General features: G+C 63.8%; 24 protein-coding genes. 7 read left to right on the top strand and 17 right to left on the bottom strand.

From position 1 onward, the window contains the following. Positions 1-52: 52 nt before the first annotated feature. Entirely contained in the window at positions 53-1,435 is a 1,383-nt protein-coding gene (locus tag OVA00_RS02635) for an amino acid permease (RefSeq protein WP_234824512.1), read from the bottom strand. 288 nt (positions 1,436-1,723) lie between these two features. Between OVA00_RS02635 and OVA00_RS02630 the strand changes: the two genes are divergently transcribed. Both OVA00_RS02630 and OVA00_RS02625 read left to right on the top strand, forming a co-directional pair. Then, positions 1,724-2,782 carry a P1 family peptidase gene (locus OVA00_RS02630; protein ID WP_268087863.1) on the top strand — a complete coding sequence of 353 codons (1,059 nt, stop codon included), beginning with the start codon at positions 1,724-1,726 and terminating at the stop codon, positions 2,780-2,782. Positions 2,783-2,853: 71 nt separating this feature from the next. Continuing rightward, positions 2,854-3,714, top strand: a complete 861-nt coding sequence (locus OVA00_RS02625; protein ID WP_090299175.1) for a D-amino-acid transaminase — start codon at positions 2,854-2,856, stop codon at positions 3,712-3,714. Positions 3,715-3,741: 27 nt separating this feature from the next. On the opposite strand, the gene OVA00_RS02620 is transcribed toward OVA00_RS02625, so the two are convergent. Both OVA00_RS02620 and OVA00_RS02615 read right to left on the bottom strand, forming a co-directional pair. Further along, positions 3,742-4,641 (bottom strand): LysR substrate-binding domain-containing protein, encoded by a 900-nt coding sequence (locus OVA00_RS02620; protein WP_034790308.1) that lies wholly within the window; start codon positions 4,639-4,641, stop codon positions 3,742-3,744. Between the two features lie 84 nt (positions 4,642-4,725). After that, on the bottom strand, positions 4,726-6,240 hold the full coding sequence (locus OVA00_RS02615; RefSeq protein ID WP_268088498.1) for a serine hydrolase domain-containing protein: 1,515 nt from the start codon (positions 6,238-6,240) through the stop codon (positions 4,726-4,728). A 251-nt stretch (positions 6,241-6,491) separates the two neighbouring features. On the opposite strand from OVA00_RS02615, the gene OVA00_RS02610 reads away from it, so the two are divergent. Continuing rightward, positions 6,492-7,532, top strand: coding sequence for a dipeptidase (locus OVA00_RS02610; protein WP_268087860.1), 1,041 nt, complete (start codon positions 6,492-6,494; stop codon positions 7,530-7,532). Between the two features lie 25 nt (positions 7,533-7,557). On the opposite strand, the gene OVA00_RS02605 is transcribed toward OVA00_RS02610, so the two are convergent. Then, on the bottom strand, positions 7,558-8,427 hold the full coding sequence (locus OVA00_RS02605; protein WP_192439433.1) for a LysR family transcriptional regulator: 870 nt from the start codon (positions 8,425-8,427) through the stop codon (positions 7,558-7,560). Positions 8,428-8,593: 166 nt separating this feature from the next. Here OVA00_RS02605 and OVA00_RS02600 point away from each other — a divergent pair, with 166 nt between their 5' ends. Then, positions 8,594-9,565, top strand: a complete 972-nt coding sequence (locus OVA00_RS02600) for a quinone oxidoreductase family protein (RefSeq protein WP_268087859.1) — start codon at positions 8,594-8,596, stop codon at positions 9,563-9,565. A 58-nt stretch (positions 9,566-9,623) separates the two neighbouring features. On the opposite strand, the gene OVA00_RS02595 is transcribed toward OVA00_RS02600, so the two are convergent. The 3 genes from OVA00_RS02595 to OVA00_RS02585 all read right to left on the bottom strand — a co-directional run bounded on the left by OVA00_RS02595 (position 9,624) and on the right by OVA00_RS02585 (position 11,592). Next, positions 9,624-10,304 (bottom strand): helix-turn-helix domain-containing protein, encoded by a 681-nt coding sequence (locus OVA00_RS02595; RefSeq protein ID WP_063891316.1) that lies wholly within the window; start codon positions 10,302-10,304, stop codon positions 9,624-9,626. Positions 10,305-10,431: 127 nt separating this feature from the next. Further along, positions 10,432-10,677, bottom strand: coding sequence for a DUF2798 domain-containing protein (locus OVA00_RS02590; RefSeq protein WP_034790124.1), 246 nt, complete (start codon positions 10,675-10,677; stop codon positions 10,432-10,434). Between the two features lie 45 nt (positions 10,678-10,722). Next, positions 10,723-11,592, bottom strand: coding sequence for an NmrA family NAD(P)-binding protein (locus OVA00_RS02585; protein ID WP_268087858.1), 870 nt, complete (start codon positions 11,590-11,592; stop codon positions 10,723-10,725). 112 nt (positions 11,593-11,704) lie between these two features. Here OVA00_RS02585 and OVA00_RS02580 point away from each other — a divergent pair, with 112 nt between their 5' ends. Further along, positions 11,705-12,598 (top strand): LysR family transcriptional regulator, encoded by an 894-nt coding sequence (locus OVA00_RS02580; protein ID WP_268087856.1) that lies wholly within the window; start codon positions 11,705-11,707, stop codon positions 12,596-12,598. 34 nt (positions 12,599-12,632) lie between these two features. Here the strand turns inward: OVA00_RS02580 and OVA00_RS02575 are convergent, their stop codons facing one another. Beyond that, a complete protein-coding gene (locus OVA00_RS02575) occupies positions 12,633-13,496 on the bottom strand; it encodes a DMT family transporter (RefSeq protein WP_268087855.1) in 864 nt (287 codons plus the stop codon). A 101-nt stretch (positions 13,497-13,597) separates the two neighbouring features. Here OVA00_RS02575 and OVA00_RS02570 point away from each other — a divergent pair, with 101 nt between their 5' ends. Further along, complete coding sequence (locus OVA00_RS02570; RefSeq protein ID WP_268087853.1) at positions 13,598-15,013, top strand: aminotransferase-like domain-containing protein; 1,416 nt, start codon at positions 13,598-13,600, stop codon at positions 15,011-15,013. A gap of 339 nt (positions 15,014-15,352) precedes the next feature. Then, positions 15,353-16,393: a glutamine synthetase beta-grasp domain-containing protein gene (locus tag OVA00_RS02565; RefSeq protein WP_034790086.1), complete on the top strand. Its 1,041-nt coding sequence runs from the start codon at positions 15,353-15,355 to the stop codon at positions 16,391-16,393. A gap of 121 nt (positions 16,394-16,514) precedes the next feature. Here the strand turns inward: OVA00_RS02565 and OVA00_RS02560 are convergent, their stop codons facing one another. From OVA00_RS02560 to OVA00_RS02520, 9 genes are all read right to left on the bottom strand, one after another. Beyond that, positions 16,515-17,414: an ABC transporter ATP-binding protein gene (locus OVA00_RS02560; RefSeq protein ID WP_090299244.1), complete on the bottom strand. Its 900-nt coding sequence runs from the start codon at positions 17,412-17,414 to the stop codon at positions 16,515-16,517. A 5-nt stretch (positions 17,415-17,419) separates the two neighbouring features. Next, positions 17,420-18,223 (bottom strand): ABC transporter ATP-binding protein, encoded by an 804-nt coding sequence (locus OVA00_RS02555; RefSeq protein ID WP_268087851.1) that lies wholly within the window; start codon positions 18,221-18,223, stop codon positions 17,420-17,422. Beyond that, positions 18,220-19,110, bottom strand: coding sequence for an ABC transporter permease (locus tag OVA00_RS02550; protein WP_268087850.1), 891 nt, complete (start codon positions 19,108-19,110; stop codon positions 18,220-18,222). The genes OVA00_RS02555 and OVA00_RS02550 overlap by 4 nt, the downstream gene beginning before the upstream one ends. Before the next feature lies 1 nt (position 19,111). Further along, a complete protein-coding gene (locus OVA00_RS02545; protein ID WP_268087849.1) occupies positions 19,112-20,089 on the bottom strand; it encodes an ABC transporter permease in 978 nt (325 codons plus the stop codon). Positions 20,090-20,282: 193 nt separating this feature from the next. Beyond that, positions 20,283-21,932 (bottom strand): ABC transporter substrate-binding protein, encoded by a 1,650-nt coding sequence (locus OVA00_RS02540; RefSeq protein ID WP_060606271.1) that lies wholly within the window; start codon positions 21,930-21,932, stop codon positions 20,283-20,285. A gap of 40 nt (positions 21,933-21,972) precedes the next feature. Beyond that, complete coding sequence (locus OVA00_RS02535) at positions 21,973-22,995, bottom strand: glycoside hydrolase family 3 N-terminal domain-containing protein (protein WP_089043675.1); 1,023 nt, start codon at positions 22,993-22,995, stop codon at positions 21,973-21,975. Between the two features lie 21 nt (positions 22,996-23,016). Beyond that, positions 23,017-23,496, bottom strand: a complete 480-nt coding sequence (locus OVA00_RS02530) for a GNAT family N-acetyltransferase (protein WP_034790046.1) — start codon at positions 23,494-23,496, stop codon at positions 23,017-23,019. 447 nt (positions 23,497-23,943) lie between these two features. Further along, positions 23,944-24,312, bottom strand: a complete 369-nt coding sequence (locus tag OVA00_RS02525; RefSeq protein WP_082572828.1) for a YbaN family protein — start codon at positions 24,310-24,312, stop codon at positions 23,944-23,946. 19 nt (positions 24,313-24,331) lie between these two features. Continuing rightward, the gene (locus OVA00_RS02520) at positions 24,332-25,021 is read right to left on the bottom strand and encodes a DUF2161 domain-containing phosphodiesterase (protein WP_060519920.1); all 690 of its coding nucleotides are present in this window, start codon (positions 25,019-25,021) and stop codon (positions 24,332-24,334) included. Positions 25,022-25,105 lie beyond the last annotated feature (84 nt).

Here is a 25,105-nt window from a genome sequence, read left to right as displayed (position 1 = left end):
AATCCTCTCTCTAGTTCGGTGCTAGGTGCAGGTGGGGGTATTCTTTTTGACGTCAGCCAGTGGACGGCTCCTTCCTTTCGACTGACAGGTAGACGGGCAGTGCCACGAGCAGCAGCAGCAGGCACCAGAGGCCCGCCTGAGGTCCGCTGCCGTAGACCGTCCAAAGCGAAAAGATGAAAGCGACCAGGGCATAGGGCTTGTAGGGGCCAAGGCGGAAGCCGCCCCATTCCTCGTCGCGCGGACGTGTAAGTGCCAGGAACAGCGCGCCCTCGACGAGGCTGCAGAAGACGTAAGGCACCATGGCTGCGGTGGTCGAAAGGTCGACGGCGAACCTATAGACGGCCATCAGTCCCGACACGCCCGAGGTCTGCAGAACGAGAAGGGCCGAAGCAAGCAGCATCGAGAGGACGATACCCCACTGCGGCACGCCACGGCTGGAAAGGCGCCCGAAAACTGGAGGGAACAGCCCATCGCGGGCCGCTGCCATCGGCACCTGAGCCATCAGCAGCGTCCAGCCGTTGAGCGCGCCGATCGACGAAAGAACGACGGCGGCCGCAACCAGCGTGCTCCCCCACCAGCCCCACATCATGAAGGCCGCATCGGAGAAGGGAGCGGCGGAACGCGTAAGCGTTTCGCGCGGGACCGTGCCCATGACCACGAGCGTGCCTAGGATGAAGATGAGGCCGCAGCAGAGCGTGCCGAGCACGGTCGCCCGCGGGATCGTGCGTTTCGGATCGTCGACATCGCCGGCCGGAACGGTGGCAGACTCGATGCCGAGAAAGGCGAACATCGTCAACGGTGCGGTCGCGGAGATCAGACCGAGCATGGACAGCCCGCTCGGGTTGATGGGTGTCAGGTTCTGCGGCTCGATCCAGAAGAGGCCGAGAAGCGCAATCGCGATGAAGGGAAGGAGTTTCAATCCGACGGTCACGATCTGGAAACGCCCGGCGCTCCTTACGCCGAACATGTTGATGGCGGCAACCAGCCACATGGCGGCGAGCGAAACCGCCGTGAAGCCGCCCGGCATATGCTGAAGGTTCGGGACGAACACGCCGAGATAACCGGTGAAGGCCATGGCGATCGCCGGCAGCGACGCCCAGATCGAGATCCAGTAGGCCCAGGCGACCAGAAAGCCGGCAAACGGACCGAAAGCCATGCGACTGTAGGCGTAGGGGCCGCCGGTCGCGGGCCTGACGCCTGCGAGCCGCGCAAACACAAGGCCGAGGCACATGGCGGCAACCGCCATGCAGACCCAGCCGACGAGGGCTGCGGCGCCGTAGGGCGCGAGTGCGGCGGGAGAGAGATAGAAGCCGGAGCCGATGATGTTGCCGACGACGAGCGCGGAGCAAGCCCAGATGCCGAGGCTCGGCCGTGTCGCCATTTCGGGCGTCGTCTGCTGAGACCTGCCTGAGGTTGCATCAAGCGGCTTCGTCATGGATGGGAGGCTCCCTTGCCAAAGACGAGGCGAACTTATGAACTGTTTCTTATGGTTGCAACTGCTTTATTTCACTCGACTATCAGTCGCCGCGCTGATCCATGGGCCCATGCGGAAAAGTCGCATTCGGCTCATAGCTCCACGACCGACCGCGAAGGGCGGCGTTGCAGGCTTCTCATGAAACTATTCCATTTTTGCGATGCCGTTTTGCCGCCGATACAGGTAGGGTCGCCTGCGACGAAATGACTGCTTCGCGACCGCGGCGATGGGTGAGGAAAACGGCGAAAAATGACAAATATCAAGCGTTTACGGCTTCGCGACAGCGGTTTCCGCCCGGGTGCTTACGAACCCGGACCGCTCAATGCGATCACCGATGTGATGGGTGTCGCGGTCGGCCATGCCACCGTTGTCGAGGCTGACCGCATCCGCACCGGCGCGACCGCCATCCTGCCTCATGACGGCAACCTCTTTCAGGACAAGGTGCCGGCCGGCTTCGCTGTGCTCAACGGCTTCGGCAAGTTTGCGGGCTCCACCCAGGTCGAGGAGCTCGGCGAGCTGGAAACGCCCGTCGTTCTCACCAACACGCTGGCGACGGGACGCGCCATCGAGGCCGTCAATCGCTGGACGCTGGCGCAGCCGGGCAACGAGAAGGTCGTGTCGCTGAACGCGGTCGTCGGCGAGACCAACGACTCCCGCCTCAACGACATCCGCGCCGGTCGCCCGACGATCGACGAGATCGGCGCTGCCCTTGCCGCCGCGAAGACCGGTGCCGTCGAGGAGGGGGCTGTCGGTGCCGGAACCGGCACGGTGGCCTTCGGGCTGAAGGGCGGCATCGGTACGAGCTCGCGACTTGTGAAGGCGGCAGGCGAGGTCTTTACGCTCGGCGTGCTCGTCCAATCCAATTATGGCGGCCGGCTCACCGTCTGCGGTCGTGCCTACGAGGCGCCGGCGGCACACGACCGCGACGGTTCGATCGTCATCGTGATCGCGACCGATGCGCCGCTCTCTTCCCGCAACCTCAAGCGTCTGGCCGAACGCGCCTTCGGCGGCCTGGCCCGCACCGGCGCTGCGCTCAGCAATGGTTCCGGCGATTATGCGCTCGCCTTCTCGACGGCTGCCGCCGTTCGTCGCACCAAGGCGCGCGGGGCCGTGATTGCCGACTATCCCGATCTTCCAAACGACCTGATATCGCCGCTCTTCGAAGCGGCCATCGAGGCGACGGAGGAGGCCATCCTCAATTCGCTGACCATGGCCCGCACGACGCATGGCTTCAATGCCGCGAACGGCAAGCCGAGCACGGTCGAGGCGATCTCGCTCGAACGGCTTCGCGCGCTCAGCGAACACTGATTTGTGCCCCTGGATCGCGTTCGGTGTTGCGGTCCATGCGCTTCTGCCAAACCAATTTTTACGGAGCCTACATGTCCCAGCCGTCCATCCGCACCGTCTATCTCAACGGCGAGTTTTTGCCCGAGAACGAGGCGCGCCTCTCGATCTTCGATCGCGGCTTCCTCTTCGGTGATGGCATCTACGAGGTCACCGCCGTGCTTGAGGGCAGGCTGATCGACAGCGCATCGCATATGGCGCGCCTGGAGCGCTGCGCGCGTGAAATCGATGTGCCTTTGCCGGTATCGACCGACGAGATCGTCGCGATCGAAAAGCGGCTGATCGAAGAGAACGGCCTTGTCGAAGGCATGGTCTATCTGCAGCTCACCCGGGGCGCCGAGGACCGGAACTTTCTGTTCTCCGAGGATATCAAGCCGACGCTGGTGCTCTTCACCCAGGCAAAGACGCTGGTGACGGCCACCACCAAGGGGCTGTCGGTCAAGACCGTGCCCGACCAGCGCTGGGCGCGCCGCGACATCAAGAGCGTGTGCCTGCTGCCGCAGGTGATCGCGAAGCGCATCGCCAAGGCTGAAGGCTGCGATGAGGCGTGGATGATCGAGGACGGGTTCGTGACGGAAGGTGCTTCCTCCACCGCCTACATCGTCACGGCGGACAACCGCATCGTCACGCGCGGCAACAGCCACAAGACGCTGCCCGGCTGCACCCGGCTCGCCGCTCTCGCGCTCGCCGCCGAACAGGGAATGACGCTGGAAGAACGCCCCTTCACGCTCGAAGAGGCGCTCAACGCCCGCGAAGCGTGCCTCACCAGCGCTTCGAACTTCGTTGCGCCGATCACCCGCATCGACGGCAAGCCTGTCGGTAGCGGTGAACCGGGCCCGGTGGTCAAGCGCCTGCGCGAACTCTATCTGGAACGTGCACGGCAGACGGCGATCTAGCTCGCCCGTGCGGGCCAGGGCTGTCGCTTAGGCGACAGCTTCCAGGCTCTGCCAGACGCGGCCGACGATCGGGCGGCGGTTTTCCTTGGCGCGATAGAGCCGGATCTCGACACTGACGTCCCAGCGTGGGTCGGCGGCCCTGACCAGCGAGCCGTTCGCCAGCTCATCCGTCATCAGGCTTTCGGGCACCCAGGCGATGCCCCATCCGGATTCGGCCATGGCTTTCAGCCCCACCGACATGCTGCCTTCGTGCACCCTTTGCGCCGGCGGCAGCTCGCGCCCGATCAGATCATCCAGAAGCTGGCCGAAGAACGACGATTTTTCGTAGCTCAAATGCGGGAACGGTTTCGTGCCGCCTTCCAGCCGGTGCAGGGGCTCCCCCGCTTCATTCGCCGCCGAAACGGGGATGATGCGTTCGTGGCCGAGCACGCGATGTTCGAAGGCCTGCGGGTCGAGCAGGTGCGGGACCTGGGTATGGGCGTAGGTCAGCAGGAAGTCGCATTCGCCGTCGACAAGCGAATTGAGGTTTTCCTCCATGCTGCCGGAATCGGGGCGAAGTCGGGAGAAGAGCGGCCCGCTCCGGGCGTTGACCCGTGTCATCCATGCGGGAAAGAAGGTGAAGGAGAGCGTGTGCAGCGCTGTCAGCTTGATGGTGCGGGCGTCGGAGCCTTCCTCCTGCTGCAGATTGCGCCTTGCCTGGTAGAGCTGTTTCAGAGTCTCCTGCGCCACCGGCACGAATTTCGACCCCGCCTCCGTCAGGCGCGAAGGATAGGTCGCGCGGTCGACGAGCGTGGCGCCGAGCCAGGCCTCCAACTGCCGGATGCGGCGGCTGAAGGCGGATTGGGTGACATGGCGCTCGTCCGCCGCCTTTGAGAAGTTCAGCGTACTGGCGAGCGCCAGAAAGTCCTCAAGCCATTTGATTTCCACGGGCATGCACTCCTGAAGTCCGGTCCGTCATTCGCCGGCGACCGGGCTTCTTTTGTGGCAGCGCCCGCGCGTCATCAAGAAAAATCAGGCGCGGCGGCGATATTCGATCATCCGGGCTCGGCTCGTCACCAGTTCGAGGTGATCGGGCCCGAGGAGATGCAGGCAGATGCGCTTGACCCAGGGCCCATCGCTCAGCGTGAACAGGAAGCGACCATTGCCGAGCGGAGTGAGCGCCATCGTCTGACGAACGGGGCCGACGCCCATCAGGACCGCGCCGTTCTCGACCGTGAATTCCGCCCCTTCGTCGGAGCGCCAGACCCCGGAGAGCGACGCCGGCAGCGGCTCATGCGTCGCCGCTGGAAGGAAGCGTCGCGCGGCATGGCCGACCTCGCCGACAAGGGCGGAGCCGTCGCGGCGCAGCCGGACAGGGGATGAGGCCGAGCGCGACGAGGCCCAGCCGTCGCCGTCGTCATAGAGCGTCTCATCCGCATCGAGATAGGTGCAGGTGCTGCCCTTGACCTCGACCCACCACGGACCGGCCTCCGTCACGTAGAGACCGTCGCCGAGATCGGCTGCCGGGGTCGGCAGAGGAATGCCGGTGAGCGCTGCCATGCTTTCGAGCGCGATCTTGTAACCGTTGGTGTCCTCGCGGTTGGAGACCACGACGAAGCCGGCGCGCGTATCGGGATCGAGGAGGAAATAGGTCTTGTAGCCGGGATGTGAACCGCCATGGCCAACGAATTCGCGGCCGCCGAGCGACGAGTTGCGCAGGCCGAGCCCGTATCCTGTTGGTCGCCCGTCGGCGAGATATCGGGGCGCCTGCAACTTCTGCAGAAGACCGGCGAAGCGGCCTTCGCCACCGAGCAGCGCCTGCAGCCAGGTGGCAAGCGCCCCGGCGCTGCCGGTGAGGCTGCCCGATGCGGAAATGTGCAGGCCAGCGGCAGATAGCTGCCAGGTTTCGCCCGAGTGCCAGTAGCCGGGAACGAGGTCCCTCACCGGATCGTTCCAGACATCCGGCGCCTTCAGCGCGATGCCAAGCGGGGCCGCGATTTCCCGTTGGACGAAATCGTCGAAGCGGAAGCCCTTGCGCTCCAAAGCCGCTTCGATGAGGCGATAGCCGGTGTTGGAGTATGAGACCTCGGTGCCGGCGTCAAAGTTCAGCCGCTCCAGGCGTGAGAGGTACTCCAGCAGCGGTCCGGCCCTGGTCTCCGTGTAGACGGAAAGGCCGAGCAACGACAGGCATTCGCGGGTATCCGGCAGGCCGCCACTCATGTCGAGCGCCTGCCCGACCGTCACGTCCGCAAGTGGCGCCCGCAGTTCCGGAAGATGCTGGCCGAGCGGATCGTCTAGACCGATAAGGTCGGCATGCGCGAGCACCATCACTGAGAAGACGTGCTTGGTGAGGGACGCATAGCGCACGACGCTGTCGAGCGTGAACGGCGCGGATGTCGCGAGGCTCTCGACGCCGGCCGCATGCGAGAAGCGCGGTCCGGATTCATCGAAGCCGATGACCGCGCCGCCCGGTTCGTCTGCCACCCATTGTGCGGTCAGGCGTCTCGCAGCCGCTTCGGCGGCTTGCCAATCCAGCGGTGCCGGCATCGTCATGTCCATTCTCCAATTCTGGTCGCAGTGGTTTCCCACGCGTATCTCCGACTAAGCACGACAGAACCTCGTGCCGCCAATTCCGATTCCGGCAGGGCCTATGCACGGTTTGCATTTGCCCGGTCCGCCTGCATTGCGTTAGGCCGGCGGGGAAAAAGGGTGCGGTTCCCGCACCCAATGTCTATGGTCCGTCGGCGACTATCCATGAGTCGCACTTGAGGACAACAGGTTGAGAAGGCGATCCAGAATTGGCGACGCAAGCGAAAATCCCGGTCTTTGACGGACATAACGACGTGCTGTCGCGGCTCTGGCGTTCGCCGGGCGGCGCTGCCGAGCGGCGCTTCCTCGAAGGCGTCGATACCGGGCATATCGATCTCGACAAGGCCGCGGCGGGTGGCCTTGCCGGCGGCCTCTGCGCCGTCTACGTCGCCTCGCCCGGCCTTGCCAAGGATGGCAGCGGCGAGTTTGCAACGCCCGATCAACAAAGCGCACTCGAAGCCACGCTCGGCATGACGAGCCTGCTGATGCGGATCGAACGCCAGTCGGAGGGCCGGCTGAAGATTTGCCGCAGTGCTGCCGATATCCGCGCCGCCATGGACAAGGATGCCTTTGCCTCGGTGCTGCACATCGAGGGTATCGAGGCGGTCGGCGCCGATCTCGACGCGCTCTATGTGCTTCACGCCGCGGGTCTGCGCACGCTCGGCCCCGTCTGGAGCCGGCCGAACCTCTTTGCCTATGGCGTTCCCTTCCGCTTTCCCTCTTCACCCGATATCGGTCCAGGCCTCAGCGAGGCCGGCAAGGATCTCGTGCGCGCCTGCAACGAGCTGAAGATCATGCTTGATCTCTCGCACATGAACGAGCAGGGCTTCTGGGACATCGCCGCGCTGTCGCAGGCGCCGCTCGTCGCCTCCCATTCCAACGTGCACGCGCTCTGCCCGCATAGCCGCAACCTGACGGACCGTCAGCTCGACGCGATCAGGGACACCGGCGGTTTGGCCGGCATCAACTTCGGCGTCCTTTTCCTGCGCGCGGACGGGACCAGGAACACGGATACGCCGCTCTCGCTCCTTGTCGACCACATCGACTATATCGTCGAGCGTATCGGTATCGATCATGTGGCGCTCGGCTCTGACTTCGACGGTACGGCCATCCCTGCTGCGATGCGCAGCGCGGCCGATCTGCCGCTGCTCGTCGACCTGCTGCGCACCCGCGGCTATGACGATGCGGCACTCGCAAAGATCTGCCACGGCAACTGGATCCGCGTGCTGGAGACAACCTGGGGCGGGTGAGCGCCGCGCTCAGCCGCGAAGGACGTTAGGTCCTTGAAGCGATCGGCAAGCCTTCGAGCAGCACGCTGATCGCGCAATCGACGACGGCCGATCGCCGATCCCTGGCAAAAAGCCCATACTGGACGGCAAACGGCTTCGGTACGGCTGACGAGGCGGGCAGCGCCCGCATCGTGCCCGCGCGTATCGCGTCCGGCGGAAGCAAACCAATGCCGAGCCCGTTCTCGATCGCGGCCTGCAGCGCCGTGATGCTCTGGCTGGTAAAAGTGATCCGGTGTTCCCGGCCCTGGTCGGCCAAGGTCTCGATCATGCGGCGGCGCCAGAGGCAGGGTGCGGCGAAGGCAACAAGGTCGATCGGTCGGGTCTCGTCGAAGGCGTAGTCCGTCCCGCAGACCCATTGCAGCTCCACATTCCAGGTGGTGAGGGCGTCGGCGGTGACCACGGAGGTCGGCACGACCATGATATCGAGGTCGCCTTCGGGCCAGGTCTTTCCAAGCGCCACGCATTGCTCGACCACCACGTCGAGCCGGATCTCCTGGTAGCCGCGCCGCAGTCGACCGAGCGCTTCGGGCAGTGCCGTCGTTGCCACTTCCTCGGCCAGACCGACCCGCACGCCACCGCTCAGGTCGGCCTGCCGCAGCCGCGCCGCCGCTTCGTCGCCGAGCGCCAGCATGCGCGTGGCGTATCCGAGGAACAATTCGCCTTCGGGTGTCGGCACGACGCCGCGACCGGTGCGGGTGAAGAGCTGTCGGCCGAGCAGATCTTCGAGCCGGCGCATCTGCATGCTCAGCGCCGATTGCGTGCGGCCGGTCTGGGTGGCGACGCGGTTCAGGCTGCCCTGCCGGCAGACCGCGACGAAGCTGCGCAGGAGGTCGATGCCGATCTGGTCAGATATCATGAAGTTTGAACTCTGTTGTCATTGATATCAGTCTACACGGGTAACTCACGCATGGCTATCTGTCAGATGTGATCAGCGAGGAAGGCGAGGCAGCATCAGGCAGATCGGCATCGGCCGCCGCCTGGAGGCTGCCAGGACCAGCCAACTCAACCAGAGGACCAGATCCATGAAAGCTATCCGCGTGCATCAGCACGGCGGGCCCGATGTGCTCGCCTACGAAAATTTCGAACTCGGCGAACCCGGCCCGGGGGAAGTGCGCGTGCGCAACCGGGCGATCGGCGTCAACTTCGTCGACATCTATTTACGCAGCGGCGCCTACCCGCCGCCGCAGCTTCCATTCATCCCAGGTAAGGAGGGAGCCGGAGAGGTGGTCTCTGTCGGGCCCGATGTCGAGGGCTTCAAGCCGGGTGACCGCGTTGCCTATGCCGAGGCGCTCGGAGCCTATGCCGAGGAACACAATGTGCCGGCCCGTGTCCTCGTGCATCTGCCTGAGGATATCGACTTCGAGACGGGTGCGGCGATGATGCTGAAAGGGCTGACGGCGCAATATCTGTTGCGTCGCACCTTCCGGGTCGGGGCCGGCCACACCCTCCTCGTTCATGCGGCCGCGGGCGGTGTCGGCCTGATCCTGACGCAATGGGCGAAACATCTTGGAGCAAAGGTCATTGGCACCGTCGGTTCGCCGGAGAAGGCCGAATTGGCGCGGGCCAATGGTGCGGACTACGTGATCGACTACGGCAAGGAGAACTTTGCAACGCGCGTGCTCGAAATCACCGAAGGCGAGGGGGTCGACGTCGTCTACGACAGCATCGGCAAGGCGACGTTCGAAGGTTCGCTCGACAGCCTGCGCCCCTTCGGTCACTTCGTCAGTTTCGGCGCCGCTTCCGGCCCGATCCCGCCCTTCGACATCACGACGCTGGCGCAGAAGGGATCGCTTTATGCCACCTGGCCGCTGTTACCGGCGCATCTATCGCGGCGCGAGGACGTGCTGGCGATGAGCAAGGATCTCTTCGACGTTGTCGCGCGCGGCGCGGTCAATATCCGCGTGCACGCGCGTCTGCCATTGGCCGAGGCAGCCGAGGCGCATCGCCGGCTCGAAGGACGCCAGACGACAGGCGCCTTGGTGCTCCTGCCGTAAGGCCAGCGATGGGGCGATATGTTCTAAGAACTCGTGGCGGCGCTGGCTGTGGCGCCCGTCACTTGCCTTCGGCGATCCCCTCGAGCCGGTTCTCGGCCCGGGTCACGGCGAGGCTGTCGGTGGGGCTTCCTGAGGGCGCTCCGTCGCCGAAGACGTCCATGGTGCAGGTGTGCAGGATCGTGGTCGGCTCACTGGTGTGGTTCCACATCGTATGGGTGCGCAGCGACGGGAAATGAGCGGAATCGCCCGCTTCGAGAACCATCGCTTCGCCGTCCACCTCCAGCGTCAACGCTCCCTTCAGGATGAAGAAGATTTCCTCTCCCTCATGCGACATTGGCTCGCTGCGATGGCCGGGCGGCTCGTGGATAATAGTGCTTCTGAGCACGTTGCCGGGAAAGGAGGCGGAGAGCCGCTCATAGGAGACGGCCTTGCCGCTTTCTCCGCCGAGCCCATAGACCGGACGGTGTTCGCGCCGGGTAAATGGCGTCGCCACCTTCGGCGGATTGAGGAAGCTGCCGGCCTCGACTTTCAAGGTCCGGCAGACGGCGATCAGCGAGGTCAGCGACGGGACGGTGATGCCGCGCTCGATCTGCGAGATGAAGCCGACGGAAAAACCGGCCTCGTCGGCGACCTCTTGAAGCGTCATCTTCAGGGCCTTTCGCCGTTGGCGCAGGCGATCGCCGAGCGGCGGCGTTTCTGCCTCGCCGGTCGAAGCGCCGCTGGCATGGTCCGTCGTCACTGTCTGTCCCCTTCTCGTCTCTCCTCAAGCTAGGGCGCGGCCCGATTTCCTGTCAATCGTTTTTAGATATCCTAAAAATATCGGTTGCGCCCGAAAGGTCGGCTCGGGGTGAATAGCGCGAGATCGGTCAGTTGCTGCGCGGCTGTTCGACGGTCGCCGCCACGATGCGGCGCACGAGCGGAAGAACCACGAGCAGGCTCGGAAAGGCGACCAGCCAGGAGAAAGCCCAGGCCTTGATCCATAGTGCGAGAATATCGGGATGGATGCCGTTGCCGATGGCCGTCGAGACGAAGGAGACGATGCCCGACATCAGGACGGAAAGAACAAGCGGCATGACGATGGCCTGGTATCGATGCGGAAGCTTTTTTGACATGAGGTGAACTCCGGGGGTGAAGGGAATAGGTGTGGCCGCCGACCGTTAGGCCTGCGCCAGCTCGCGAATGAAACTCTCGAGATTGCGCGGTTCGCGCTGAAGAGCGGCGCGCAGCGTCAGGCTGTTTCCGCCAAGTCCGACTTCGGCATAGTAGGCGTGAACCTTGGACAGCAGCTCCAGCTGGTGGTCGGTGTATTTCGCGGCGATCGGTTTTGCCCATTCGTGAAAGCCGATGGTTGCCGCAACGATCGGCCGACCGAGCGCGGCGCTCATCATTCGGGCGATTTCCTCGCGGTTGTGCCGGCCCTCGGCACTAAGTTCCAGCGTCGCATGGGCGAGCCGGTCCTCCGTGAGGGCAATGGCCGCGACTTCGGCGACATCACGGTAGTCGACACGGGCGATGCGCGTCGCTGTCGGAAACGGCTCGGCGAAGCTGCCGGTGGCAAGCACGCTCGCCCAGGCCGACCGCAGGTTCTGCATGAAGTTTGCCGGATGCAAAATGGTGTATTCGAGCGGCGAGGAATAGAGCGCGTCCTCCACCGGGATCTTTGCTGCATGGTTCTTCAGCCGCACATGGGTTGGCTGGATGACCGAGGAGAAAACGAACTTCCGGACGCCGGCGCGAACGGCGGCTTCGACCATCGATACGCCCATCGCCGTCTCGTCCGGCGCAAAGGCCGGGCCGATGTGGAAGACGCCGTCAGCGCCCTCAAGTGCCCGGTCAAGGCTGGTGCGCTCGCGCAGATCGCCGATCGCGATCTCCGATGCACCGAGCGATTTCGCAATCGCGCCCTGCGCTTCGTCGCGGATGAGGGCGCGGACCCTGGCGCCGCGCCGCGCCAGTTCGGGAAGGACAAGGCCGGCGAAGCGGCCGGTGGCACCGACGACAAGGATCGTGTTGGAGCGCTGGTTCATGGGGTCCGCCTTTCGAGCCGTCGTGATGTGACGATCTCAAGCTAGTGCTGCACAACAATGCGGACAATCGACGCAAAATGTGATTTATTCTCCAGCAAAACGGGATTATCGAATGAGCCGCATCGAAGATCTGGAGGCCTTTCTGGCCATCGTCGAGCAGGGGAGCCTGACGGCCGCAGCGAAACGCCTGGGCAGACCGTTACAGACGGTCAGTCGGTCGCTCGCCATGCTCGAAGCCGATGTCGGTGTCGAGCTGGTGCATCGCACGACCCGCCGCTCAATGCCAAGCGAGGCGGGCGAGAGCTTCTATCTGCGCATCAAGCCTGCGGTGGAGGAGATACACGACGCGCGCGAGGAGGCCGCACAGCGGCGCTCCGAGCCGTCAGGCGTGCTGCGCCTTGGGGCGCCGAATCTGTTTGCGCCGCGTTTCCTGATGCCTGTGATCGCCGAGTACATGGCGAAATATCCGGAAGTCGAGGTCGATCTCGACCTCTCCGATGCCTTCGTCGATCTGGCAGCGAGCGGACTCGATCTGGTCTTGCGGATCGGCGATCTGCAGGATTCTGGCCTGACCGGCAAGCGCCTGGGCGCGCTTCGCCGCGTCGTCTTCGGCTCGCCCGCCTATTTTGCGAGCTTCGGCCGGCCGTCTCATCCGCAGGAACTCGCTGCGCATCGTTGCGTCACGCGCACGGGCGACGAGCGACCCGGCGTCTGGATGTTCACCATCGACGGGCGGGCTCGCGCCGTCAAGGTGAGCGGCGGGTTTCGCACCAACTCGATGAATTCGATCTATGCGGCGGTGGAACAGGGCCTCGGCCTTGGCTTTTCGCCGCTCTGGCAGATCAAACATCTGATCGATGCCGACAAGGTCGAAACCGTGCTTGAAGACTTCGAGCCGGCCCCGGTGCCGATCCATGCGCTGTGGTTGGAAGGGCGGACCCCATCTGCAAAGATCCGCCGCTTTCTCGATCTGCTCGGCGCGCGGTTGAAGCTCGACCGCCTCTGAAGGGCTTGGGCTGCGCCGCCCCGTGAAAAGCCGCCTATTTCGCGAATTTCTTGGCGCCGGCAACGCAGAGCACGATCGCGCCGGTCGCGGCCAGCATGCTCCAGCTGACCGGCTCGCCGAGAAGTGTTGCAGCGAGTGCCAGGCCGAAGAAGGGCTGCAGCAACTGCAACTGTCCGACGCCGGCGACGCCGCCGAGCGCAAGGCCGCGATACCAGAAGACAAAGCCGACGAGCATGCTGAAGAGCGAGACATAGGCAAGGCCCGCCCAGGCGCCGTTGGTGACGGCTGCGAAGGAGGCCGGCAGCGTGAAGAGCGTCAGCGCCAGCATGATCGGCAATGACAGGACCAGCGCCCAGCAGATCACCTGCCAGCCGCCAAGCTTGCGCGAAAGGCTGGCGCCTTCGGCATAGCCAAGGCCGCAGACAATGATGGCGCCGAGCATCAGGAGGTCGCCGACGGGCGATGCGGCAAAGCCCTGCACCAGCGCGAAACCGACGACCGCGGCGCTGCCGAGCGAGGAAAAGAACCAGAAGGCTGGGCGCGGCCGCTCGCCGGCACGAAGCACGCCGAAGATCGCGGTTGCCAATGGCAGAAGTCCGACGAAGACGATCAGATGCGCCGAGGTGACGTGCTGCAAGGCCAGCGCGGTTAGCAGCGGAAAGCCGAGCACGACGCCGAAGGCGACGATTGCCAGCGAAACGAGATCGGCCTTCGCCGGTCGCGGCTGGCGGAAGATGAGAAGCAGCAAGAGGCCGAGCAGGCCGGCGATCACCGCGCGCGCGACTGTCAGAAACACCGGATCAAAGTCCATCACTGCGACGCGGGTCGCTGGCAATGATCCGCTGAAGATCAGCACCCCGAGAAAACCGCTCATCCAACCGTCTGCCGTCTTGTCCATAGCATTCTCCTTTTTCGTCTGTATCCGTCGAACGGACTGGCTCTGCCAGAGACAATGCGGTACAGTTTTGCAAAACTGTATTGGATGTATGAGCAGTACGGATGACGGTTCAGGAGTTGGAGCTCGGCAGCGAAACGCTGCTCGAAGGCGTGATGTCGACGATCCGGCAGCGGATCGCCGGGCGTGTCCTAACGCCGGGGGCGAAGCTTCCGTCGATCCGCGCCTTCGCCAACACCATGCGCGTTTCGAAATCCACCGTCGTCGAAGCCTATGAACGGCTGGTGGCCGAAGGTGTCATTCGCTCGAAGCCCGGCGCCGGCTTCTTCGTGGCGGCGCCGCTGGCGCCTCTGTCTTTGGCCGAGATCGGTCCGCGGCTCGACCGGGCCGTCGATCCGCTGTGGGTGTCGCGCCAGGCGCTGGAAACGGGCGATAGCGTGCTGAAGCCCGGCTGCGGCTGGCTGCCGCCGAGCTGGATGCCGGAAACTGCAATCCGCCGTGCTCTTAAATCGGCATCCAAGCTGGAGGCGAGCGGGCTGACGGACTACGGAACGCCGCTTGGCCATCGGCCCTTACGCCAGCTTCTGGCGCGGCGTCTAGGCGAGCACGGCGTCGAGGCATCGCCCGACCAGATCATCCTGACGGAATCCGGGACGCAGGCGATCGATCTGCTCTGCCGCTTCCTGATTGAGCCAGGCGATACGGTCGTGGTCGACGACCCCTGCTATTTCAATTTCCATGCTCTGCTGCGTGCCCATCGGGCAGAGGTCGTAAGCGTGCCCTATACGCCTTCGGGGCCCGATCTCGAAAAATTCGCTGAGGTTCTCGCAACCCACCGGCCGCGGCTCTACATCACCAATTCCGGGCTTCACAATCCGACAAGCGCCACGCTCTCGCCGGTCGTCGCCCATCGTCTGCTGAAGCTTGTCGAACAGGCCGGGCTGACGATCGTCGAGGACGATATCTTCGCCGATTTCGAGCATACGCCGGCGCCGCGGCTTGCCGCCTTCGACGGGCTCGAGCGTGTCGTGCAGATCGGCAGCTTCTCCAAGACTCTCTCGGCCTCCATCCGCTGCGGCTTCATCGCCGCGCCGCGGGGGTGGATCGAGGGGCTGGTCGACCTGAAGATCGCCACCACGTTCGGTGGGCCGAGCCTTGCGGCGGAGCTGGTTTTTGCGATGCTCAAGGACGGCAGCTACCGCAAGCACATGGAGGCACTGCGCGAGCGCCTGGCACGGTCGATGAACGAGACGGCGGCGCGGCTCGGGGAGATCGGCATCACGCCATGGATCGAGCCGCAGGCCGGCATGTTTCTCTGGTGCCGTTTGCCCGATGGCATCGACGCGGCCGAGGTGGCGCAGAAATCACTGCAGCAGGAAATCGTGCTGGCGCCCGGCAACGTCTTTTCTCACGCCGGAACCGCCAACGGCTTCATGCGCTTCAATGTTTCCCAGTGCGAGGACGCGCGGCTGTTCAAGGTCCTGCCCGCGATCATGCGCCAATGCGTCGTCGGGCGCTGAAGTTGACCTGTCCGGTTCATTGCGCCACTGCACGTTTTGCAGGCAATCGCCGGCATCTACTGACGCTGGATCTTTGACCGCAGACTTGCCGCCCTGCTTTGCCGCGGAGTCGGGCAGGTTTTGCCTATTTTTTGTGCGAATCGCTGCTTCCTTGCGCTGTGCCATCGGTTCGGCCGCGCTCGCACCTGCCCCTAGTGACCCTTTTTTCTGGATTCTCGACGCTTAATTCGAGTTGGCACGATTAATGCTTCTTAACGCTCATCGGTCGTCGGGCAGCCAGTCTGGATTGCCCAACCGCTTCGGAACCAAGCCATTCCTGGCGTCATGTGAGAGAACGAAATGACAAAGTTTAAGCTCGAATACATCTGGCTCGACGGTTACAAGCCCACCCCGAACCTGCGCGGCAAGACCCTGATCAAGGAATTCGATGCTTTCCCGACGCTGGAACAGCTGCCCTTCTGGGGCTTCGACGGTTCGTCGACGATGCAGGCCGAAGGCAGCAGCTCGGACTGCGTGCTGAAGCCGGTCGCCGTCTATCCGGATCCGGAGCGCAAGAACGGCGTTCTCGTCCTTTGCGAAGTCATGATGCCGGATGCCAAGACGCCGCATCCGTCCAACACCCGCGCTACGGTTCTGGATGACGACGGCGCCTGGTTCGGTTTCGAGCAGGAATACTTCTTCTATCAGAACGGCCGCCCGCTCGGCTTCCCGGATGCCGGTTACCCCGCGCCGCAGGGCCCCTACTACTGCGGCGTCGGCTTCAGCAACGTTGGTGACGTGGCCCGCAAGATCGTCGAAGAGCATCTCGACATCTGCCTGGCTGCCGGTATCAACCATGAAGGCATCAATGCGGAAGTCGCCAAGGGCCAGTGGGAATTCCAGGTGTTCGGCAAGGGCTCGCGCAAGGCTGCCGACGAAATCTGGCTTGCCCGCTACCTGCTGCAGCGCCTGACCGAAAAGTACGGCATCGACGTCGAATACCACTGCAAGCCGCTCGGCGACACCGACTGGAACGGCTCGGGCATGCACGCCAACTTCTCGACCGCCTACATGCGCGAAGTCGGTGGCAAGGAATACTTCGAAGAGCTGATGGCTGCTTTCGCCGAAGCTCGTGCCGACCACATCGCCGTCTACGGCCCGGACAACCACATGCGCCTGACCGGCAAGCACGAAACCGCTTCGATCCACCAGTTCAGCTACGGTGTTGCTGACCGTGGTGCGTCGATCCGCGTTCCGCACAGCTTCGTCAACAACGACTACAAGGGCTATCTCGAAGATCGCCGCCCGAACTCCAAGGGCGACCCCTACCAGATCGCTTCGCAGATCCTGAAGACGATCTCCACCGTTCCGACCGACGTCGAAAAGCGCGAAGCCGCCTGATTTTATGGCCCGGCGCACGAGGGCGCCGGGCCAAAAATCGACGGGGTTGCGCTTTTCGCGACCAAACAAAAACGCCCCGCGGTAAGCGGGGCGTTTTTGTTTTAGCCAGTCGGTGGGCGGCTCAGGCCGCGCGCACGAAATGATCGGGCTCGACCTCGCGGATTGTCTCCTGGGTCGCCGCCGAACGCCGGCGCGTTTCATCGGCTTCGGCTGAGCTCACCTGCGCGTTCGGATCGTCGAAGCGGATGTCCGGATCCGGCACAGCCGAGAGCAGCAGCTTGGTATAGGGATGGGCCGGGTTGTCGATGACCTTACTGGTATTGCCCCATTCGACGATCTGGCCTGCATACATCACCGCGATATCCTCGGCGACGTAGCGGGCCGTCGCGATGTCGTGGGTGATGTAAAGCAGGCCGAGATTCATCTCGCGCTTCATTTCGCTCAAGAGATTGAGCACGCCGAGCCGCACGGAAACGTCGAGCATCGAGGTCGGCTCGTCGGCGACGATGACTTCGGGCTTGGCCGCGAGCGCCCGGGCGATGTTGACGCGCTGGCGCTGGCCACCGGAAAGTTCGTGGGGGTACTTCGGCGCGACGATCTCAGGATCGAGCTTCACCTGCCGAAGCAGGGCCTTGATCTCTTCGTCGACCGCCGCACCCCTGATGTCAGCACGATGCAGCATCAGCGGCCGCTTCAGGTGGTAGGCGATGGTGTGGGCCGGATTGAGCGAAGCGAAGGGATCCTGGAAGATCATCTGCACCGAGCGGCGATAGTCGGCGATTTCCTTGGATCCGGCCGCGTCGACGGGCTTGCCCTTATAGAGCAGCCGTCCTTCGCTCGGCTCGTATTCGCGCATGGCGATGCGGGCGCAGGTGGTCTTGCCGCTGCCGGATTCGCCAACGACGGCAAGCGCCCGGCCCGCATGCAATGAGAACGAGATAGCCCTCGCCGCGCGCACGGCGGCGGGGCCATTGCCGAAGGTCTTGCTGACCTTGTCCAGGGTAAGAATGGGTGCGGACATGCCGGTCATCGAAGAACGCCTCCGTGCAGCGAGGGGAAGGAGGCCCAGAGCTTCTTGGTATAGTCGTGCTCCGCTGTCCGGTAGATGGCGTCGGCGGTGCCCTGTTCGACCAGCTTGCCGCCGAGCATGATGCCGATGCGGTCGCAGAACTGCACCATCAGCCCGAGGTCGTGGGTAATGAAGAGCACGGCAAAACCGAGCTTGCGCCGGAGTTCGTTGATCCGCTGCAGGATTTCGCGCTGCACCACCACGTCGAGCGCCGTCGTCGGCTCGTCCATGACGATCAGCCGCGGATCGAGCGCAAGGCAGATGGCGATGACGATGCGCTGGCGCATGCCGCCGGAAAACTGGTGCGGATAATCGCGCATCCGGTCCGGCGAGATATCGACGAGCTTGAGCATCTCGGCGGTGCGATCACGCGCCTGTGCGCGGGTGATGCGCTTGTGCGTCTTCAAGACGTCGTAGAACTGCTGTTCGATGCGCAACACCGGGTTCAGTGAGTTCATTGCGCTCTGGAACACCATCGCCACTTCGCGCCAGCGGAAGTCGGCGAGATCCTTCTGGTCGAGGTCGAGCACGTCGCGGCCGTCGAGCAGGATGGCGCTTTCCTTGCGGATCAGCGCCGGCGGCTTGTGCAGCCGGCTGATGGCAAAGGCGATCGTGCTCTTGCCGCAGCCGGATTCGCCGGCAAGGCCGAAGACCTCACCGGGGGCAACGTCGAAGCTGACATTGTCGACGGCGCGGAAATCGTTGGTCTCGCCAATGTAATCGATGGTCAGGTTCTTGACCGAAAGCAAAGGTGCGGTCACAGGCGGCCCTCCCCGGAACGGATGAGCGCGGACCAGCGGCCGAGCCGGTTGCCGGTGCGAAGCCGCGGATTGGCGATTTCGTCGACGGCGAAGTTGAGCAGCGACAGGCCAATGCCGAGGAAGGCGAGCGCGAAGCAGGGCGTCAGGATGTCCCACCAGGCGCCGACCGAAAGGGCGGAGGCCTTCTGCGCCGCATAGAGCATCGTGCCCCAGGAAACGACCTTGGGATCGCCGAGGCCCAGGAACTCGAGCGTCGCCTGGGTGATGATCGCGAAAATCACACTGCCGATGAAGTTGATGCCGACGATCGAGATGAGGTTGGGGAAGATTTCGAAGGTCATGATGCGCCAGCGTGGCTCGCCCATCATTTCGGCGGACTTCACATAGTCCTTCTGTTTGACCGACAGCGTCTCTGCGCGGGTGACACGGGCGCCCCAGGCCCAGGATGTGCAGCCGAGAATGAGCGCGATGACCCACGGGCTTGCCTGGCCGATGAAGGCGGCAAGCACGAGCAGCAGCGGCAGGTTCGGCACGACCAGCACCATGTTGGTGAAGAAGCTGATGACCTCGTCGATCTTGCCGCCGCGATAGCCGGCGATGATGCCGAGTGCTGTGCCAACAATGGTGATGAGAAGCCCGGCGCCGAAGCCGACGGCGAGCGACGTGCGTGCGCCGTAGATGAGGCGGGCGAAGACGTCCTGGCCGATACGGGTGGTACCGAGCCAGTGCTCGAGCGACGGTGACTGATGCGGCCGTCCGACGCGCGCGCCCGGGTCATAGGAGGTCAGCAAGGGGGCTGCGATCGCGACAGCCAGGATGAAGGCGACGATCAGCGCGCCGACCATGGCCTTGCGGTTGTGAGTGAGCGGAAAGGAGGAGGTCTTCATATCACGCCCTCTTCAGTCGCGGGTCGAGCAGCACGTAGCTGACGTCGACGATGAAATTGGCAATGAGCATGGTGGCGGTCATGATCAAGAGCTGTCCCTGGATGACGGGGTAATCGCGGGCGAGGATCGCCTGGTAGAGAATGTTGCCGAGGCCCGGATAGTTGAACACCACCTCGGTCACCAGCGAGCCGCCGAGCACCGTGCCGATGGCGATGGCAAGGCTCGAGACGGTCGGCAGCAGGGCGTTGCGCGCCGCATACCAGATCATCACGCGGGTGTCGGAAAGCCCCTTGGCGCGGGCCATGACGATGTAGTCTTCGCCGAGCAGGTTGATCATGTTGTTGCGCATGGTCACGGCGAAGCCGCCGGTCAGAACGGCGCAGAGCGTCAGCATCGGCAGGATGCCGTGGTAGAGGATGCTGCCGAAATATTCGAACGTGAAGGCGGGATCGAGCGCCGGATCGGCGGCATAGCCGGTCGGGAACCAGCCAAGCGTGAAGCCGAAGGTGAAGACGACGATCAGCGAGGTGACGACGGCGGGAACCGAGGTCGCGAAGATCGCGCCGACGGAAACGATGACGTCAAACAGGCTGCCGCGGCGCCAAGCCGCGAGAATGCCGAGGAAGGTGCCGAGCACGAAGCTGACGATGGTGGCAGTTCCCATCAGGCCGACGGTCCAGACGAGTGCGTTGCCGAGCACGGTGGTCACCGGCAGCGGGAAATACTTGATGGAACGGCCGAGGTCGCCGCTGAAGATGCTGCCGAGATAGGTGAGGTACTGCTGCCAAAGCGGGCCATCGACGAAGCCGAAGGTGAGTTTCAGGGCCTGCAGGCTTTCGGGCGGCAGTTCAGCGCCGGCGCTCGAAAACATGATCTGCACCGGATCACCGGGCATCAGCCGCGGCAGGAAAAAGTTGATCGTCGCCGCTGCGACGAAGGCCGCCAGATAGAAGCAGAGGCGGCGAAGCAAAAAGGCCATCGGGAACTCCATCGACTGCGGCTGCCGCAAGAGCGCGTCAGGCGGCAGGGCTGTCTTCTTATCGAACCGCCCGTGGAGACTGACCCCAAGGACGATTGCGTGGCGGACGAAAAGCGCCCGCCACCGTTGCCGATCGAGATGCGGCGCCCTCCCGGATCGTCGTCCGAAAGGGCGCCGCGCCTTCGATCAGGGATCACTTCACCGGTTCAAGCGCCAGCAGGTGCAGAAGACGCGCCGGGTTGTTGCGGGTGATCGACGGGTTGACGAAGGGGTTTTCCGCCGTCGCCCAGCCCTTGAAGCGCTTGGTGTTGTACTGGTACCAGTTCGGGTTGTTGAACACCGGGATCATCGGCATGTTTTCGGCGACGATGCGCTGTGCCTTGTTCATCGCTTCCTTCTGCTTGGCCGGGTCGGCGGTCTGGGTGAACTCGGTCAGAAGCGCTTCGACATCCGGATTGAACCAGCGTTGCGAGGTAAAGCGGGTCTTGCCCTTGTCCGACGCGCTGAAGGCGCGCTTGTAGGGGTAGTAGGGCGAGGCCGATGCCGGCAGGCTGTTGATCGCCGCATCGAAGGTGCCGTTGATGAGGTTGCCGGTCCAGACCGCTTCCTCGGGCGTCTCGATCTTGGCGTCGAGGCCGACGGCCTGCAGGCCCTCGACGGCGATCGTCACCGTGTCGATCCAGTCGGTCCAGGAGCTCGGAACGATGATCGAGAACGAGATCTTGCTGCCATCCGGGTTGTCGCGGAAGCCGTCGCCGTCCTTGTCGGCGTAGCCGGCCTCGTCGAGCAGCGCCTTGGCGGCATCCGCATCGTACTTGCCGTACTTGCCGAAATCGGCCGCGACCGACGGGTCGGCCCAGCTCTTGTAGAGCTCGCCCATTCCTGCCGGGTCTTCGTTGAGCGTCGGGTAGCCGTAGCCGGCGACGTCGACCATGGTGCCGCGGTCGAGCGCCATCGAGGCGGCACGGCGGAACTTCACGTCGTTGAAGGCCTTGCGGTTGTTCTCGTTCGCCGTTTCCTGGTTGAACAGGAAGGCGACCATGCTGCTTGGCGAATACCAGAAGTGGAAGTGTTCCGGATCCTTGGCGACATAGACGTTCTCGATATCCGGGATGAAGGAGACGCCCCAGTCGAGCGTGCCCGACGCGGTCGCCGTCAGGATCTGGTTGTTGTCGGCAAGCTGCGGGAAGCGCACGCAGTCGACCTTGAGCGTTGCTGCGTCCCAGTAGTGCGGGTTGCGGCACTGGTCGTAGGTCTGGCCGGTGAAGCGCGGGATTTCGGTCAGCGGACCGCTGCCGACGGGCGCCTCGTTGGCGAAGGTGACCGGCTCGGCAATGTCCTTCCAGACGTGCTCGGGCACGATCGGCAGCTGCGCCAGCTGTTCGGCTGCAAGCGAGCTCGGATTGGCGAGCGTGAAGCGCACGGTCTCAGCGTCCACGGCCTCGACACCGGTGATGAAGGTCCAGATGCTGACGAAGTCGAGCGCCGGGAACTTCTTCAGGTAGTCGTAGGTGAACTTGACGTCGGTCGCCGTCAGCGGCTTGCCGTCGGACCACTTGAGGTTCGGACGAAGCTTGAACTCGATCGACTTCAGGTCGTCCGAGAGCTTGAAGCTTTCGGCCAGCCGGAAGACCGGCTTGTTGCCGTCGAAGCGGTTGAAGACGACCAGCGGCTCGTAGATGAAGTCGAGCGTGCTCTGACGCGCCGAGGTCTGGTTGAACGGGTTGAAGTTGCGAACCCAGGTGGTCGCCGGCTCGATATTGGCCGTCAGCACGGTCTGTGCCGCCGCCGGGCCGGCGATGAGGGCGAGCGCGGTGGCTGCGCCGAGAAGCGATTTTTTCACGGTAGTTCCCCTTTTAGATCGCTAGGATTTCTTGTTTCGGTCAGGCAACGAGGGCGCTGTTGAACATGTCCTCGACTTCCGCATGCACGGCGCGCACGTCGACCTTGAGCGTGCCGAGCCGGGCGTTGGCGGCGTCGATGCGTTTCTGCGCGGCGGCGGTCAGCGGGCTTGCCGCCTTGGCTGCCGCTTCGCTTTCGGCGAGATCACCATGGCTGTGGAGCGCGATGTCGAAGCCGGCATCGAGCACCTGGCGAACGCGCTCCGGCAGGGTGCCGCGCAGCGATTCCATGAAGATGCAGTCGGAGATGAGGACGCCGTCATAGCCCATGTTGTTGCGGATGACGTCGTGCATGATCGGCGAGATGGACGCCGGCAGTTCCTTGTCGAAGGCCGAGTAAACGACGTGGGCGACCATGGCCCAGGGCGTGTCGCGCAGGGCGACGAAGGGCTTGAAATCGGTGGACGTCAGCAATTCACGCGAGGCGTCGACGACCGGGCGCTCCTTGTGCGAATCGAGCGTCGCGCGGCCATGGCCGGGAATGTGCTTCATGATCGGCATGTTGCCGGTCTCGAGCAGGCCGTCGACCACTTCGCGGCCGAGTGCGGCGATGAAGTCCGGGTCGGCGCCGAAGGCGCGGGCGCCAATGACGGAGCTCGTCGTCGAGAAGACGAGGTCGAGCACCGGCGAGCAGCCGCTCGTCAGGCCAAGATCGGTCATCATCGTGCCCATGGCCTGGCTTGACAGGCGCAGGGCCTTCTTGCCGAGGGCAAAGTCACGGCGGGCGAGTTCGGCGAATTCGCCGAAGGAGCGGAACAGCGGCCAGGGGCCGGCGTCGAGATGCTGAACGCGTCCGCCTTCCTGGTCGGTGAAGACGGGAGCGTCTTCGCGGCCGACGGCTTCGCGGAAGCGTTCGATCAGAGCCTTTGCCTGCTGCGGATCACGCAGGTTACGGCGGCCAACGAAGAGACCGAGCGGGTTGGTTTCGCGAAACAGGGCGAACTCGTCGTCCGAAAGCGTAGGGTTCGGAAGACCGACAAAAAGGGCTAGGGGTGTCGAGGACATTCAGAGGCTCCGAGATTGGAATTATTTGGAGGGGCGGCGCAGCATGCCCTGGTAGATCCCCTTGTCGGGGGCGGGGATCGGCACGGCGCCTACGGTCTTTGCGTAGAAATCGACCGGGCCGGCGTCGCCGATGAAGGCATAGGCGTGGCCAAGCGTCTTCATGGTGTCGAGGCAATCGGAAAGCAGGGCGACGCCGATGCCCTTGCCGCGGGCGACGGGATCGACGCCAGTCGGGCCGAAGAAGCCGGGAGCGGTCGTGTCGTAGCAGGCGAAGCCGACGAGCTTGCCGTCGTCAACCGCGATAAGACAGGCGACGGGCCTGCGCGTGAAGGCGACAGTCACCTCGCTCGCCCAGTTCTCGCTGAAATTCTCCCGAACCCAGCCGACGACCAGGCCCATTTCCGGCGGCAATGCGGGACGGATCGTCACCTTGTCAGTTTTTGTTCTGCGCTTGAGTTCACCGAGGATCGGCGAATACAAGCTCACCAGCATGTCAGGCATATGCTCCTCCACATATTCCGTTATTAAGGAATTGCTGCCTTTGTAATGCAATAGATGGAGCCAACCGGACCGGCTTGTCAATCGCGAATCGTCAGTTTTGGGGGTCTATCTGCGTTCAGCAGGTGCCTATGTGAGCCGATGAAACGTTTCCACGGCCGTTCGCGATGCATAAATTCACGCGATCGTGCATTGCGTGGATGCGGAACAACGGTCGAGCAAGAGAGCGAGCCGCTGCGCGGCCGCGGAAATTGCACATTTGTACAACTTTGTTCTTGAGTTGTTCGAAGTATATATTGATTTACAAAAACACTAAGTATGGATGTATACGCTTATAGCGTGTGCGCCCGGAGAATATTTCGACCTTTTCGCGCGCAATCAAGTATTTCTTGAGAGGAAAAGTATCGTTTCCCGTTTGCACCGGCCTGGTTCGTTGGCCGTGCCGACCGGCTACTCCGCTGGACGCGTCAGGATGAAAAGCGCGGGAAGCGCCATTGCGGCTGCGACGATAGCGGCGAGCGAGAGGCTCGGATTGCCGAAGAAAAGGAAGAGGCCGAAGCTGGCGGCCATCAGGCTGACCGCACCGGTCTTGGCCCGCCGGGATATCGCCCCCTTTTCGCGCCACAGCCGAAGTGGGGCCCCGAAGACCCGGTGGTTGAGCAGCCATTGCTCCAGCCGGGGCGAGGCGCGGGCAAAGAGCCCGGCTGCCAGCAACAGGAACGGCGTCGTCGGCAGGATCGGAAGAAAGGCGCCGATGACGCCGAGGCCGACCATCAGCCATGCGAGGCAAAGATAGAGAAGGCGAAGCGCGGGGTTCACCGGAGGGCTCCAGGCTGTGTCATGCTTCGGATGCCTCGGCGATCACGACCGTTGCGGTCTCGAGCGGAGGCCAGCGGCGAAGTGCTTCGGCGCCCTGTTCCGACAGCGCGTAGATGCCGCGGTCGACCCGCTCGAACCAGCCATAGACGTTGCTGAGCAGGATTTTGGCGGCATCGGGTGCTACCGGGCGCAGATCGCGCGGGCGCTGCTGGCCGACTTGCAGGGCGGCAGCGCAGGCGAGCGCCTGCTGCCGATACGCGGTCATGATCGGTGTGCGCGTGGCGCCACCCGCGGTCGGATCGCCCTTGCGGCGGCGATGCTCGCTGATCAGGCGCGCTCTTTTCCTGTTGTTCTTGCGCGGCATCACCGCGGAAGCCGCGAGAATAACATCGACCATGCCATTGTCGGCGACCGCCAGCATCCCGAAGCCGAGCCGGCGGCAGAGATCGCGGAAACGCCGGTCACTCTCCCGCCCCTTGCCCTTGGCCGAAACACGGGCGGCGACCCACACCTCGTCGCCGGCGGTGGCGCGATCGACCGCCTGCAGGATCAGTTCGAGATTGAAGCTCAGCTTCAGTTCGCAAACGACCACCAGCGGCGGTTCGTCGTCGCTGAGCGCGACGATATCACATCCGCCGATCTCGCCCTTGACGCTATAGCCGCGGGTTTCGAGGAAGCTCTTGATCGGCTGGTAGAGGGTCGTCTCCAAACCCAAAATCCTGTTCTGCTGAAACTGGAAGGCGCCAAAGGCGGCCTCGAATTGGCGGCGAAGCGTTGCCGCTCAAATGAACAT

Origin of the sequence: Ensifer sp. SL37, from assembly GCF_026672675.1 — a bacterium.
Taxonomy (GTDB): domain Bacteria; phylum Pseudomonadota; class Alphaproteobacteria; order Rhizobiales; family Rhizobiaceae; genus Ensifer; species Ensifer adhaerens.
The sequence above is the reverse complement of the archived record's forward strand: the minus strand, read 5'-3'. Positions and strand labels throughout refer to the sequence as shown.